Raw genomic sequence first — 14751 nt, 5'->3', positions numbered from 1 at the left:
GCCGTTATTTTAAACGCATAATTGGAGTGCCAGTCATCTCGCTAGGCTGCTCCATACCAAGTAAATGCAGCATTGTTGGTGCAACATCGCTTAGTACTTTTCCTGCTTGTGGCTCTGCATCACGACCTACATAAATAAACGGTACAGGCTCACTAGTGTGTGCTGTGTGAGCTTGGCCCGTTTTCGGGTTTTGCATTTGCTCAGCATTGCCGTGGTCTGCTGTGATCAGAGCTTCACCACCGGTTTCTTTTAACGCTGCAACCANCCGATACACTTATCAACGGCTTCACATGCTTTTACTGCGGCTTCGAATACACCAGAGTGTCCAACCATATCACCATTCGGGTAGTTACAGATAATGACGTCAAATTCACCGCTATGAATGGCTTCAACTAACTTATCAGTTAGCATTTCTGAGTTCATCTCTGGCTGTAGGTCGTAAGTGGCGACTTGTGGAGAAGGAATGAGTTCACGTTTTTCACCTTCAAAGAGATCTTCGCGACCGCCGCTAAAGAAGAAAGTGACATGGGCATATTTTTCCGTTTCTGAAATACGCAGCTGAGTTTTGTTGTGCTTAGCGAGCCATTCACCTAGCACATTGACAAGTGCTTCAGGCGCGAAAGCGATAGGGGCTTTAATGTCGGCAGCGTATTCAGTCATCATAACAAACGCACTTAAGTCCGGTGCTTTGCGTTTTTCGAAGCCGTTAAAGTCAGCATCGACAAAAGCACGGGTCATCTGACGCGCTCGGTCTGCACGGAAGTTCATAAAGATAACCGTATCACCATCATTGATAGTTGCGGCTGGTTGCCCAGCTTCGGTGATCGCTGATGCTTTAACAAACTCATCATTTTCATCACGCGCGTAAGCTGCTTGTAGCGCTTCAACGCCATTACGATAAGTAAAATCAGCGTCGCCACTTACCATCAGGTTATAAGCAGATTCGACACGGTCCCAACGATTGTCACGGTCCATAGCATAGTAGCGACCAATAATAGACGCTAGTCGGCCACAATTGAGTGACTGCATCAAGGCTTCCATTTTTTCAATTGACGCTTGTGCGCTGCGAGGTGGTGTATCGCGGCCATCCAAAAATGCGTGCAAATAAACGGTTGCACCGCGCTCAGCTGCTAATTTAATTGCTGCAACAATGTGGTCTTCATGGCTGTGAACGCCTCCTGGGCTCAATAATCCCATTAGGTGAACGGCTTTACCCTTTGCTACGGCTTTGTCGATATTCTCAACCAGAGCTGGATTGTGCTCAAACTCACCATCGTTAATCGCTTTAGTGATCCGGGTGAAGTCTTGATAAACCACACGTCCCGCACCGAGGTTAACGTGGCCAACTTCGGAATTCCCCATTTGTCCATCTGGTAGACCAACATCAAGGCCTGAACCTGAAATCAAGGTGTGCGGAGCAGAGCGCCATAGTTCATCTAATACTGGGGTATTGGCTGCTAAAATAGCATTGCTCTCGCTTTCTTCGCGATAGCCCCAACCGTCTAAAATCATTAATACCAATGGCTTTTTCTTAGCTGTCATTTGCGCTCCTGAAATCCTGAATTAGGCACGATGTTGATGTCTTATAGCAAACGCTGCAAGGTTAGGTTAACTAACTTGGGCTGCAGCGCTGCGATAAGTTTGCTCTGGTTGCTGATAAGTAGAATACCTGTTTTTGTATGAATATTCAGCCCCACAGTGATGAATTATCAACTTTGAGATTGATATTTGCTCATGTTGAACAAGTCTGTTTTGTCGAGAATAAAGCAGGTATACTTGCTGCCACTTTATCGTTTAATAATTTTTGGTTGATAAATTAATGGAACAATACGTTGCGTTTTTAGGTAACCATCCGGTACTTAGCATCATTTGGGTTGTGTTAGCCGCGATGTTAGTGAGTAGTTGGTTTAAGAGTCAGTTTTCTAAAATTAGACAAATTAATCCCCAGCAGTTAACTATGCTTGTTAACCGCCAAGATGGTCAGGTACTCGATATGCGTGCAGCAAAAGAGTTTAACCAAGGCCACATTGCAGGTTCTGAGCAGGTGAATGCGGAAAAACTCAAGCAAAAAGATTTTGCTGGTCTTGAAAAACATAAATCTAAGCCCATTATATTGGTCTGTAACACAGGTATGACGGCATCTGCTGTTGCTGATAACATGCACAAAGCTGGATTCGAGCAAGTGTACGTATTATCAGGTGGTATTGGCGCATGGCAAAGTGCGGGTTTACCAATCTCTAACGGAAAATAACTGAGGTCTATGATGAGCCAAGTCGTAATTTACACCAAAGACTATTGTCCATTTTGTCATCGTGCAAAAGCACTATTAGATGCAAAAGGTGTCACATACACTGAGTATGATATTGGCGCACAGCCTGAGCTTCGTGACGAGATGATCGAAAAAGCCAACGGTGGCTATACCGTGCCACAAATCTTTATCGCTGAGCGCCATGTTGGCGGTTGCGACGATATGATGGCGCTTGAAGCGCAAGGCGAACTCGATAAGCTATTACAAGCATAAGATTGATTGAGCTTTGGCTCAGCTTACTTTTTATAATGACTGCTAGGCACTAGCAGGAACACAACAGAATTTAGGAAATTATCATGGCAGAACAAAACCAAGCAGCAGAACAACAACAAGAAGGCGCTCAGTTCAACATTCAACGCATCTACACTAAAGATGTATCGTTTGAAACGCCAAACTCACCAGCTATCTTCCAGAAAGAGTGGACACCAGAAGTTAAGCTAGACATGGACACGCGTTCAGCAAAGCTTGATGACAACGTTTTTGAAGTTGTTCTAGCGCTAACGGTAACGGCAACTATTGGTGATGAAACTGCATTCCTATGTGAAATCCAACAAGCGGGTGTCTTTGCAATTGCCGATCTTGAAGAAATGCAAATGGCACACATGCTAGGTGCATTCTGCCCTAACATCCTATTCCCTTATGCGCGTGAAGCGGTAGCTAGCCTAGTTAACCGTGGTACTTTCCCGCAGTTAAACCTTGCGCCAGTTAACTTTGATGCATTATTCGCTCAGTATATGCAGCAACGTGCGGCTCAAGCACAGCCTGAGCAAACTGCTGACGCATAATTGATGAGTACAGCAAAATCAGCTGTAACTGTATTGGGGGCGGGGTCTTATGGCACCGCCCTTGCTATTTGTTTCGCCCGAAATGGTCACCAAGTGACACTGTGGGGCCGCAATAGCGAACACGTTGAGGCGCTAGCAGCTGAGCGCAAAAACCAACGTTATCTTCCTGACATCCAGTTTCCAAACTCGCTTGAACTTGAGGCCGATTTAGAAACGGCTGTTAAGTCTAGCGAGCGTATTTTGGTGGTTGTGCCAAGTCATGCGTTTGCAGACACCTTGAAGAAGATTAAACCTATGCTACTTGAGAATGCAAAAGTAGCTTGGGCAACCAAGGGGCTCGAACCAAATACTGGGCGACTATTGCAAGAGGTAGCACTGGATGTGTTAGGTGACGATGTGCCGCTGGCGGTGCTAAGTGGACCTACTTTTGCAAAAGAAATGGCCGCAGGATTACCTACTGCTATTTCAGTGTCTTCGGTTTGTGCAAAGTTTCGTGAAGAGCTCGCAGAGCTGTTGCATTGCGGCCGCTCGTTTCGGGTGTATAGCAACGAAGACTTTATTGGTATTCAGCTTGGTGGCGCGGTCAAAAACGTTATCGCAATTGGCGCGGGCATGTCTGACGGCTTTGGTTTTGGAGCGAATGCCAGAACAGCGCTTATCACCCGAGGACTCGCTGAACTTTGTCGTTTAGGATGTGCGTTAGGTGCGCGTTCTGAAACCTTTATGGGTATGGCGGGACTGGGTGATCTCATTCTCACTTGTACGGATAACCAGTCGCGTAATCGCCGCTTTGGTCTTGCACTTGGCTCGGGAAAGTTGGTCGAAGAGGCGATGTTGAGTATAGGTCAGGTGGTTGAAGGTTATCGCAATACCAAAGAAGTTTATCTACTTGCTAAACGCACAGGTATTGAAATGCCGATCACTGAGCAGATCTATCAAGTGCTTTATGAGCAAAAAGATGTGAAAGAAGCCGCAATGGCGTTACTTGGTCGCGAAAAGCGAGCTGAGTGATAATCGAGTAGAGAGGCGTTGTGACCTCTCTATTACTCTCCAAATTTAATGTTATAGCGACGTTTAAACCACAGTAAAAATGGGATTTCAATCACGCTAAACGCGATAATCGTAAACACCACCCAGTTACTCTCAAAAAAAATTAACGAAAATTCGATATCCTTGCCATAGTACAAACTTCCAGACACGATTAAAGAAACCGCAGTAACCAACAAATCTTGTTTGCTGATACTGGCGAGGCTTTTCTCTTTTAACTTTGGGTAAACGAATACATATGCTACAAAAAGGAGAATAAAGTTGAGTAAAATAAGCGTTAGCTCAGGTGACATGATTACCTCTATGCCTGGTGTGTCCTTCGGCACACGATAACATAGTTTTTTAGCTTAATGCCTCGCTGAAACACTTTTATACCAATTTACTCCCTCAAATGGAGCTGGCCTTAAGTAAAATTGGTATTATCTGATATTGAACAGGTATAATGGTGAATCCAACTTTTGAGGTGCACATGATCTCCAAGAATCAACAAAAACTACTTCGTGCTTTAGGGCAAAAAAAATATCGCAAACAACATGGCCTGTATTTAGTACAAGGCGAGAAGAATGTGATTGAATTAGTTGATGCTGGGTTGGCCGTTGAACAGTTATTCGCAACCAATGAGTTCATGACAAAGTATAAATCCAAACTCGTTAATATTGCCTGTGTAGAAGCACAAGAAGATGTGCTGAGTAAGGTGAGTACTTTGGTGTCAAATAATGCGGCGATAGCGGTCGTTGCAATGCCGCCAGCAGAAGAAATCAATACAGCAGGGTTGGTGTTAGCATTAGATGGGGTCTCAGACCCGGGTAATCTCGGTACCATTATTCGTCTTGCTGATTGGTATGGATTAACGCAGCTTGTGGTGAGCGAAAACTGCGCGGATCAATTTAACCCTAAAGTGATCAGTGCCACCATGGGCTCATTTGTGCGTGTTAATGTGGTGAGAACCGATCTCGAGGCCTTTTTAAAGCAATATCAAGGCGAGTGCTATGGTGCATTCCTTGGTGGTGAGAGTGTGCATCAGTGCCAATTTAGTCGTAATGCCGTGTTGGTCATGGGCAGCGAATCTCATGGTATTAGCGATACCATAGCGGCTCACATCAATAAAAAGGTGACTATTCCCGCGTTTGGCGGTGCTGAATCATTGAATGTGGCGATGGCTACCGGGATCATTTTGGATAATATCAAACGCTGTCATTGCTAACTCATAGATCTTACTAATGAATTGTCTTATTCTCAAAAGTAACCGCGAACAACAATAATAAGCTATGCGACTGAGTAGCATCAAACTGGCCGGCTTTAAATCTTTCGTAGAGCCAACCAAGATCCCGTTTCCTGACCAGATGACATGTGTGGTTGGGCCAAACGGCTGTGGTAAGTCTAATGTTATTGATGCGGTTCGCTGGGTATTGGGTGAAAGCTCCGCGAAAAACCTCCGTGGCGATGCCATGACGGACGTTATTTTTAACGGTACGACCAAACGTAAACCTATCTCGCAAGCTTCTGTAGAACTGATTTTTGATAATACTCAAGGCCGGTTGCCCGGCACGTTTGCAGATCGTAACCAAATTGCCATTAAGCGCTTAGTGACGCGAGATGGCCAATCTCTTTATTTTTTAAATGGTAGTAAGTGCCGTAAGCGCGATATCACGGATATCTTTTTAGGTACTGGCCTAGGTCCTCGCAGTTACGCAATTATCGAGCAAGGGATGATCTCTCGCTTGATCGAAAGTAAGCCGCAAGAGTTAAGAGTTTTTTTAGAAGAAGCCGCCGGAATTTCAAAATATAAAGAGCGTCGACGAGAAACTCAAACTCGGATCAAGAGTACTCGCGAAAACATGGAGCGTTTGCTCGATGTTAGGCAAGAGCTACAGAGTCAGCTAGATAAACTGGCACTTCAAGCACAACAGGCGAGCGAATATAAGTCTTTAAAGTCGCAAGAGCGTGACTTAAAGTCGTGGATAGCAATTTTAAAGTGGCAAAGCCTTGAGCAAAAGCAGGCAATAAAAGCCAAAGAAATTGCCAAACTCAACGAAAAATTAGCATTTTTTAATGAAGCTCACAGTGGCCATGACAGCATTTTGGCGACGCTAGAACATGAAATTAAGCATTTCAATGATGGCTATGAGCAAGCACAACATAGCGTGCACCGAATTGAAACCCAGTTGGCAACGCTTGAGCAACAGAAGGTCAATCTAACTGAAAAAAAGCGTCAGCTTATTGAGCAGTCCCAAATACTGAAATCACAACAGCAAGAAGTGATTGAGGCGCAAGACGAGCAAGCCGAGTATGTGGCGAGCAGTGCTGAAAAAGTCGCTGAAGTTTCTGAGCGACTTGAGATTGCGCTATTGCAATTGGAAGAAATTCAACTCACAAATGAGCAAAGTGACACAGAGCAAACTCAATTAGAAGCACAGTATAATGACGCGCAGAAGCAGTATCAACAAATACATGCTCAGGTACAGCAAGGGGCAAGCCAATTAGCGCAACAACAGCAAGCTAAACTGCACGTAGATAAGCGTCAGGCTGAGCTGCTGGAACAGGCTGACGCGCATCACGCATCTATGTTGGAAAATGACTTGGCTGAAGCTCAGGATGCACATCATCAGCTGGTTCAAGCGATGGCTAAATTACAAAGCCAAGCTGGTAAGTTGCAAGGCCAAGAGCAAACCAATAAAGAAGAAATCTTACAGGCGCAGACTCATGCTCAAAAAGCGCTTCAGGCGCTACAAGAAGTGCAATCTGAAATAAAAGCGTTATCACGCTGGGCAGAAGAAACGTCGGAGACTTCTGCTGCGACTATGTTATCGCAGCTTGCTGTTGAGTCAGGGTATGAAGAATGCGTTGAAGCGGCACTGCTTGGGTTGACGCATTTAGTCGTTGAGCAAAGCGAAATGAATACGCTATGGCCCATCGAACTCGAAGTTCCCGTTGATTCCGTCGCGACAAAAATAAGCTCAGGGCTGTTCCCAAGCTTTTTAACTAAAATAAAATTATGTGCTGAATCTACAGACTTTAAATCGTGTGAACAATTCCTTCTCGGTGTGACGGTCCATGGCGTTATTGCAGGTGATAACTTTAAGGCCAAGGCGAAAAGCAATGAAGAGAGTGGCGCGTTAAAGCGCTATGCCCAATTGCAGTCATGCCATACTCAACTTCCTCATTTGCAACAACTCGCCGAAGAGGCCGAGCAGGTTGTAGCACAAAAACGTATTGCCCTTGAAGACACACAAGCTGGCTTATTAGAAATACAGCAATGCGTTCACGAAAAAGCACAAGCGATCGCCAGCCATAAAACCAAAGTTGAAATGCTGGATGAGAATCTGAGCGCTTGGCGCGAGCAAGGACAGAAAATTCAGGAACAGCTTGATGCCATTGCTCAAGAACGAGGCGAGGTCATTGAACAACTTGAACTTTATACTGAACAGCAATTACAACGTGATGAGTTGCTAGCGCAAGTACAAGAAACACAACAACTGGCCGAGGCTAAGTTGGCCGAGTTTAAACAATATAGTCAATCTCGGCGCGCCGCATTACAAGACGCGCAGCAATTAGTTCATACCACAAAACTTGCGTCGCAACAGGCAGAAAGTGAACTACAGCTCAGCAATTCTAAGCTAGAACACTTACAACATCGTCGCGATGAAATAAACCAACGCATCGAGCAAACACAAGAAGATATTGTACTTTGTGAAGAGCCGCTCGCGGAGGCACATGAAGATATTGAATTATTGCTTGCCCAACATTTAGAAGCCAAGGCACAAAAGCAAACGATGTTGGATACGCTCAACCAAGCCAAGGAAAACCTTTTCCAAAAACAAGCAGCATTAAAAGATGCACAAGGTGAAGTGAGTAAACTCAATGAGTCTTTGCAACAAGTGAAACTTGAAGAGCAAAGCTTGATGATTAAAGCGCAAGCGGCACTTGAACCCTTACAGGAGCTTGGTCGGACGCTAAAAGCGGAGCTGGCACAATTACCTGAGGATGCAAATTTGGGGCAGTATCAAGCCAATTTGAATCGAGTCAGTAATGATCTTGGCAAGTTAGGGGCTGTAAACTTAGCGGCAATTGAAGAGTTTGAAGAAGCGAAGGCACGTAAAACCTATTTAGATACACAACTGGATGATCTCACTAATGCGCTAGAAACGTTAGAAGCGGTGATCAGAAAAATTGATAAAGAGACCAAAACCCGCTTTAGTGCCACCTTTAATCAAGTGAATGAAGATTTAGCCGAGTTGTTTCCTAAAGTGTTTGGTGGGGGGAATGCATATCTAGAATTGACTAGCGATGACCTGCTTGAAAGTGGTGTTTCTATCATGGCAAGGCCGCCTGGTAAGAAAAACTCGACAATTCATCTGTTAAGTGGTGGAGAAAAAGCGCTGACCGCATTATCATTGGTGTTTTCAATATTCAGGCTTAATCCAGCCCCATTCTGTATGCTGGATGAAGTAGATGCACCGCTTGATGACGCAAACGTAGGACGATTTTGTCGTTTGGTTGAAGAAATGTCGCAAACAGTGCAATTTATTTATATCAGTCATAATAAGGTCGCTATGGAAATGGCGGGTAGACTGACGGGGGTAACCATGGCAGAACCCGGGGTATCGCGCATGGTTGCCGTAGATATAGAACAAGCGGTGCAAATGGCACAGGCATAACAACAAAAAAGGTGAGCAATGGCCACAGAGTTAAGATGGGCATTAATCGTGATCAGTGCGTTGGTCATAGGCGGGTTACTCATACATGGACTTTGGTCTGTTCGTAAGAAGAGCAGCGATAAAGCTTCTAAAAAGGAGCCCAATGAACTCAAAGAGCAAACGCCGAATCATGATAAAGAGCCTGACGAACCTGAAATTGGAGAGATGACCTTTAGTGCGGTGGATGACGAGCCTGCGACTGAGGGTATTATAGCGACGGAAGAGCCTGAAACTGAGGCGCAAACCGAGAGCTGTGGCTCTGAAGAGGCTGAGCCTGAAGAGAGTGCATTAGTAGAGCCACAAGACTTTATTATTCTTCACGTTGATATGCCTGAAGGCCTGAAAATGGCAGGTTCTAGGTTGTTACCAACCGTGTTAAGCCTTGGGTTTAAATATTCTGATGAGGGCTTCTTTAATCGCCATTTAGAGCCGTCCGGAAACGGTCCTGTGTTATTTAGATTGGTAAACATGTACAACCCAGGTACGTTTGATATCGATAACATGGAACAATTTAGCACCGCTGGCATTAGCCTATTTATGACCTTACCTTGTGAAGGCGATAACTTGGCTGCATTTAATATGCTTCACAGTGCATCGAAAAAACTAGCTGAAGAGTTTGGCGCAACCGTACTTGATAAAGACCGCGAGCCGTTAACGGTTGAAGCCGTGCGTGGTTATGTTGAAAAAGTGCGTGAATTCGCCGCTTAATCGCTACTTAGAATTATTTTTAAGCCACTGGCATCCGCTGGTGGCTTTTTACGTTTAGAGGTTTAAATGTCAGACAACATTGAAAGCCAAGTTGCAGCTCTTAGGCAGCAACTCGAAGATTACAATTACCAATATTATGTTCTAGATAACCCAAGTGTGCCTGATGCGGAATATGATCGTGTAATGCGCCAGTTGATGGTGCTTGAGCAGCAGCATCCTGAGTTACAAAGTCCGGATTCCCCATCGCAGAAAGTGGGGGGGGAGGCGCTTAGCAAGTTTGAGCAAGTAACACACAGAGTACCTATGTTGTCGCTCGATAATGCCTTCGACGAAAGTGAATTTACGGCATTTAATCGCCGTTTAAAAGAGCGCCTACTGACAAGCAAAGATGTTACTTTTTGCTGTGAACCAAAGTTAGATGGCTTGGCCGTATCTATTTTGTATCGTGATGGTGTGCTCGTTCAAGCGGCGACAAGGGGAGACGGGCAAGTTGGGGAAAACATCACTGAGAATGTCAAAACCATTCGCAATATTCCGCTGAAACTACGTGGAGAACATATTCCGCATGAAGTAGAAGTGCGTGGTGAAGTCTTTATGGATACTGCGGGTTTCATTAAGTTAAATGAAACGGCACAAGCTAAAGGTGATAAGACCTTTGCAAACCCAAGAAATGCGGCAGCGGGAAGTTTGCGCCAATTAGACTCGAAGATCACTGCTAAGCGTCCGTTGATGTTTTATGCTTATTCTATGGGCTTGGTTGAAGGCGGTGAACTGGCCAACGAGCATTATGCGCAGCTACAGCAATTACAAGGTTGGGGCTTGCCAATGAGCCCTGAAACAAAGCTTGTTGATAATGCACAGCAAGCTTTGGCTTATTATCAAGATATCATGACGCGCCGTGCTGAGCTTCCCTATGAAATTGACGGCGTAGTGATCAAAGTGAATGATAAAGCGCAGCAAGAACAGCTTGGCTTTGTTGCTCGCGCGCCGCGCTGGGCGATTGCATTTAAGTTCCCTGCGCAAGAAGAGATCACTCAGCTGCTTGATGTTGAATTTCAGGTTGGTCGTACTGGTGCAATTACGCCGGTTGCACGCTTAGAGCCTGTTTTTGTCGGTGGTGTTACGGTATCGAATGCCACGCTTCATAATGGTGATGAAATTGCGCGTTTAGGTGTAAAGATAGGTGATACCGTTATTGTACGCCGAGCTGGGGATGTGATCCCTCAGGTAACTCAGGTCGTGTTAGATAGGCGTCCTGACGGTGCCAAAGAAGTTGAGTTCCCAGATCTTTGCCCGGTGTGTGATTCTCATGTTGAACGTGTTGAAGGGGAGGCGGTTGCGCGTTGTACAGGCGGGTTAGTGTGCCGTGCACAACGTAAAGAAGCTATTAAGCACTTTGCATCGAGAAAGGCCCTCGACATAGATGGCCTTGGCGACAAAATAGTTGAGCAGTTAGTTGAGCGAGAGCTTATCAAAACCCCTGCCGATCTGTTTATCCTAAGACAAGGGCATTTTGAGTCTCTTGAACGTATGGGACCAAAGTCTGCTAAAAACTTGGTCGCGGCGCTTGAAGAAGCAAAGCAAACAACGTTAGCCAAATTTTTGTATTCGCTTGGGATCAGAGAAGTCGGTGAAGCGACAGCACAAAACTTGGCAAATCACTTCCTGACGCTTGAAAAAGTGATGGCCGCCTCCATTGATACTCTACAGCAAGTAAGTGATGTTGGTGTTGTTGTTGCGCAGCACATTCATAGCTTTTTTGCCGAGCAGCACAATCAAGAGGTGGTAACTGCATTGATTGAAGTGGGTGTAACTTGGCAAGATGTGGCAGCACCGTCAGAGGATGCACAGCCTTTAGCAGGGCTAACTTATGTGTTGACTGGAACCTTGAGCCAACTGAACCGCAGCGATGCTAAAGCGAGATTGCAAGCGCTTGGCGCTAAGGTCGCGGGTAGTGTGTCGAAAAATACGGATGCAGTTTATGCCGGCGAAAAAGCAGGCTCTAAGCTCACTAAGGCACAAGAGCTAGGTGTTGAGGTGTTCGATGAAGAGGCGCTGATCGCACTGTTAAACAAATACGAGTAGTAAAATGAAATCAGTAACACGATACGGCCCTGAATACTGGGATAAATATGGCGTTTATCGTACGCCAATCGCTTTTAATTTAGCGCTGGTTGTGTTGCTCCGCCCGTTGCTTATTTGGGTGTTTTCCGCACTTGCGAGACGCCCTGACTTGGATTTGATGTCGCTATTCTTTGAGTCTAAGTTTCATTTTTTTGTCGCGACAGGGATCGCTTGTATCGCGCTCATACCAACCGTTGTGTTTTCTCTTCGACGGCCAACAAGCTCTCCAAAGCTTGCAGCCGTCTGGCGTTATATGCGTTTGCCACTTATATTAACAGCGGTACTCGATTTAGCGTGGTTGATCCTGCAAGCAGGGAAAACCCATTATAGTTTTTCTCCTTATATTGCCGTACAAATGGTATTGGTGAGTTGGGTACTTTTATATTTAATTAAAAGTCGCTATCTAAGCTGCTTTTTTGGCGATTGGCCACTTCCTGTTGAAGAGCAAAAGACAGAAGTAAACAAGAGAGAGAATTGAGATGTTAAAGTGGTTAGATATACTAAACTTTGCCAGAAATGGTAATCCTGTTGCTCCTCGCAGAGTTGAAAAATCGGACCAGCAATGGCAATCAGAGCTTGCTCCAGAAACTTACATGATCACCAGGAAAAAGGGGACAGAGCAACCGTTTAGCTCACAAAGTTGTCAGCTTTTTGAACCTGGTAAATACTCCTGTGTATGCTGTGGCGAGCTGTTATTCGATGCCGAAGAAAAGTTTGATAGTGGCTCTGGTTGGCCCTCGTTTACACAGCCTGCAGCAGTGGAAGCGGTGGCGTATCATGGCGATAAGAGTCATGGAATGACGCGCGTCGAAATCACTTGTAACGTGTGTGATAGCCATTTAGGTCACGTATTCCCCGACGGCCCTGAGCCAAGTGGACTGCGTTATTGTGTTAATGCCCTTGCAATGGAAAAGAAATAGTTCAATTGCGATAAACAAGTGATTACTCAAAGTCGAGTTTCATTTCATTTAGTTTAGCTTTGAGTTTACCGTAGCGGATCTGCTGTTCACTATCCAACTCAGACTGATTTAGCAAGGTAGTACAACGCTTTGCTAAATTGGAATTAAAAGTACTTCCTGACTTAGCGCAACTATCACTCATACATTGCAGTAAATTTAGGGCTATTCCTGAGTTTTTAGGCATAATTCTAAATGCTTGAGTGAATGCCTCCAAAGCGGTTTCATATTGTCCTTTGTTAAACTGTGTGACCGCATGGTTATTGAGCTCCCGTGGGCCCATAGTGATCTCTTTTTTCTCTTGTTGCTGCTGATAAAGGTAGTGCATTGTGACGGGATCTGCGCTTGAGTTATGGCGTTCACAGTGTGCAATAACTTGACTAAATAGCTCTTGAGCCTTGTGGTTTAATCCCACCTCATGTAGTGCTTTTGCTTTGTCTAAAGTGGAATCTACCGAGCGAATAACTGGTTCATCTTCTAATTGTTCTAGCAGTTGTTTCGCGTTTTTATGCTCATCTTTTAGATAATGGACGCGGGCGTTGAGGACATCGATTTGCGTTTGGGTTTGTGCGTTTGGAAATTGCTGTTTTAAATCATTCAGATATTGTTGCGTTTGCCTTGTGAGACGAGAGACTTGGTCTGATTGATCGGTACTCAGAGCAAAGTCTATCCCAGCACGTGCTGCATTCAAATATACCTCTGGTTTGTCATGGATCGAGTAGCGCGCGAAACTTGCTATATCTTTATGCGCTTTATAGCTGGCCTCATAGTCGTGATTGATTTGCGCAACTCGACCAAGTGACTGTTGCCTATTTATGTTTCTGGGTGCCATCTCAATCGCTTGCTCTAACAATTGTTGGGCATTCTCATATTGGTTAAGCTTTATTTCGAGTTTGCTCAATAAATCGAGCGCGGGAAGACGAGTTTCCGGTCGCTCTATTAAAGTTTTCAACATCTTTTGAGCGATAACATCTTCATTGTTGGTAATGAGCGTCTCGACCAAGCCTAGCTTTGCCCATGTAAACTTTTGCAGAGCCAAAACCGATTTGTAAAAAGACTTTGCTTCCTCTAATCGATTGAGCCTGAGTAGAAGTTCTCCTTTTAGCTTTAGAAGCAGGGAAGTGTAGTTATGATCTTTGTTGTCTAGTTCTAAATCTAGCGCTTTCAATGCCTTTGAGTAGTTCTTATCGTCTACAAGCAAGTTTATATGCCTTAGAGCCTGTTTACGCTTTAAAACTCGTTCTATACGGTTTTGTAGTTCTTTTATTGAAAAGGGCTTAACTAAAAAGTCATCAGGTTGAAGTTCGATAATACTATGGACTAACTCGGGGCTAGTTTCAGAAGAAATAAAAATAAAAGCGGTACTTGAGCGAATTAACTGTTTGGAGCGTAGCTCTTCGTAAAATTGATAGCCATTTTGCTTTTTTGCTAAACCAAAAGAGCATACGATGAGATCAAACTTATTGATGGTACAAAGATCTTTTGCACTGTCTGCACTCTCTGCAAATTTTAAATTTCTGAAATCTAACTGTTCTAAAGATTGTTTCATATAGCTCAATGCTAATGGTTGATCTTCAACGATTAACATTTTGGCATTTTGAATAGATGGAGCTGACATAGAAACAATTTTTAGACAATGGCTTTGCTTCTAGTCTAGTACTTAGGTGTAGTTTTGAAAACAAAAATTAACTCATTTTTAGTAGGTTAGTCTATTTAGCTTATCCCAACTATTTACTGAAGTTAGTATCAAAATAGTTAAGGGTATAACCAAAATTTGGGAGGCTTAGTTGAGTAACTAATTAGTTAATAAATGAGAAAAACGAGTTTATTTCTATGGACTTTATGGCAGGTTTAAGTTTATTCAGTTTGATGTGTTGTTTGAGTATGTGATGTGGTGTAATGGATTTAAAGCTGTGACTTTAGACTTAGTGCGATGCTTTGCATCGGCCACTCTATCTAATAAAGAATAAAGTGGTGGGTTGTACTGGACTTGAACCAGTGACCCTCGCCTTGTAAGGGCGATGCTCTCCCAACTGAGCTAACAACCCGAATTGTATTTCAATTTATACTCTTGAATCGAGTTTAATGTCCAAGTCTAATCTAAGAGTAGAAGTGGTGGGTTGTAC

The 14751-nt window shown here is 44.3% G+C and carries 12 protein-coding genes, 1 tRNA gene and 1 pseudogene; 10 read left to right on the top strand and 4 right to left on the bottom strand.

Annotated features, from left to right (window positions below):
- Positions 1–4: 4 nt before the first annotated feature.
- Positions 5–1542: pseudogene (gene gpmM, locus CKO50_RS02050) on the bottom strand (2,3-bisphosphoglycerate-independent phosphoglycerate mutase).
- A gap of 277 nt (positions 1543–1819) precedes the next feature.
- Here gpmM and CKO50_RS02045 point away from each other — a divergent pair.
- The 4 genes from CKO50_RS02045 (at position 1820) to gpsA (ending at position 4104) form a co-directional block, all read left to right on the top strand.
- Positions 1820–2251, top strand: a complete 432-nt coding sequence (locus tag CKO50_RS02045; protein WP_010378806.1) for a rhodanese-like domain-containing protein — start codon at positions 1820–1822, stop codon at positions 2249–2251.
- A 12-nt stretch (positions 2252–2263) separates the two neighbouring features.
- Positions 2264–2521, top strand: a complete 258-nt coding sequence (gene grxC / locus CKO50_RS02040) for a glutaredoxin 3 (protein ID WP_176474596.1) — start codon at positions 2264–2266, stop codon at positions 2519–2521.
- Between the two features lie 83 nt (positions 2522–2604).
- On the top strand, positions 2605–3093 hold the full coding sequence (gene secB / locus CKO50_RS02035) for a protein-export chaperone SecB (protein WP_095726796.1): 489 nt from the start codon (positions 2605–2607) through the stop codon (positions 3091–3093).
- Positions 3094–3096: 3 nt separating this feature from the next.
- The gene (gpsA, locus tag CKO50_RS02030) at positions 3097–4104 is read left to right on the top strand and encodes an NAD(P)H-dependent glycerol-3-phosphate dehydrogenase (RefSeq protein ID WP_095726795.1); all 1008 of its coding nucleotides are present in this window, start codon (positions 3097–3099) and stop codon (positions 4102–4104) included.
- Positions 4105–4136: 32 nt separating this feature from the next.
- Here the strand turns inward: gpsA and CKO50_RS02025 are convergent, their stop codons facing one another.
- Entirely contained in the window at positions 4137–4433 is a 297-nt protein-coding gene (locus CKO50_RS02025; RefSeq protein ID WP_095726794.1) for a hypothetical protein, read from the bottom strand.
- Between the two features lie 176 nt (positions 4434–4609).
- Between CKO50_RS02025 and CKO50_RS02020 the strand changes: the two genes are divergently transcribed.
- From CKO50_RS02020 to msrB, 6 genes are all read left to right on the top strand, one after another.
- A complete protein-coding gene (locus CKO50_RS02020; protein ID WP_176474595.1) occupies positions 4610–5344 on the top strand; it encodes an RNA methyltransferase in 735 nt (244 codons plus the stop codon).
- A gap of 64 nt (positions 5345–5408) precedes the next feature.
- On the top strand, positions 5409–8798 hold the full coding sequence (locus CKO50_RS02015) for an AAA family ATPase (RefSeq protein WP_095726792.1): 3390 nt from the start codon (positions 5409–5411) through the stop codon (positions 8796–8798).
- An 18-nt stretch (positions 8799–8816) separates the two neighbouring features.
- Positions 8817–9545: a cell division protein ZipA gene (gene zipA, locus CKO50_RS02010; protein ID WP_095726791.1), complete on the top strand. Its 729-nt coding sequence runs from the start codon at positions 8817–8819 to the stop codon at positions 9543–9545.
- A gap of 66 nt (positions 9546–9611) precedes the next feature.
- Entirely contained in the window at positions 9612–11630 is a 2019-nt protein-coding gene (gene ligA / locus CKO50_RS02005) for an NAD-dependent DNA ligase LigA (protein WP_095726790.1), read from the top strand.
- 4 nt (positions 11631–11634) lie between these two features.
- The gene (locus CKO50_RS02000) at positions 11635–12147 is read left to right on the top strand and encodes a DUF2919 domain-containing protein (RefSeq protein ID WP_095726789.1); all 513 of its coding nucleotides are present in this window, start codon (positions 11635–11637) and stop codon (positions 12145–12147) included.
- Position 12148: 1 nt separating this feature from the next.
- Positions 12149–12589 carry a peptide-methionine (R)-S-oxide reductase MsrB gene (msrB, locus tag CKO50_RS01995; protein WP_095726788.1) on the top strand — a complete coding sequence of 147 codons (441 nt, stop codon included), beginning with the start codon at positions 12149–12151 and terminating at the stop codon, positions 12587–12589.
- A 22-nt stretch (positions 12590–12611) separates the two neighbouring features.
- Here msrB and CKO50_RS01990 read toward each other — a convergent pair whose 3' ends face one another.
- Positions 12612–14243: a tetratricopeptide repeat-containing response regulator gene (locus CKO50_RS01990; protein ID WP_095726787.1), complete on the bottom strand. Its 1632-nt coding sequence runs from the start codon at positions 14241–14243 to the stop codon at positions 12612–12614.
- A gap of 354 nt (positions 14244–14597) precedes the next feature.
- Positions 14598–14673: transfer RNA gene (locus tag CKO50_RS01985), tRNA-Val, on the bottom strand.
- Between the last annotated feature and the right edge of the window lie 78 nt (positions 14674–14751).

The sequence above is a fragment of the Pseudoalteromonas sp. HM-SA03 genome (genome assembly GCF_002289345.1).
Classification (GTDB): domain Bacteria; phylum Pseudomonadota; class Gammaproteobacteria; order Enterobacterales; family Alteromonadaceae; genus Pseudoalteromonas.
This window is presented reverse-complemented; position numbering and strand designations above follow the sequence as displayed.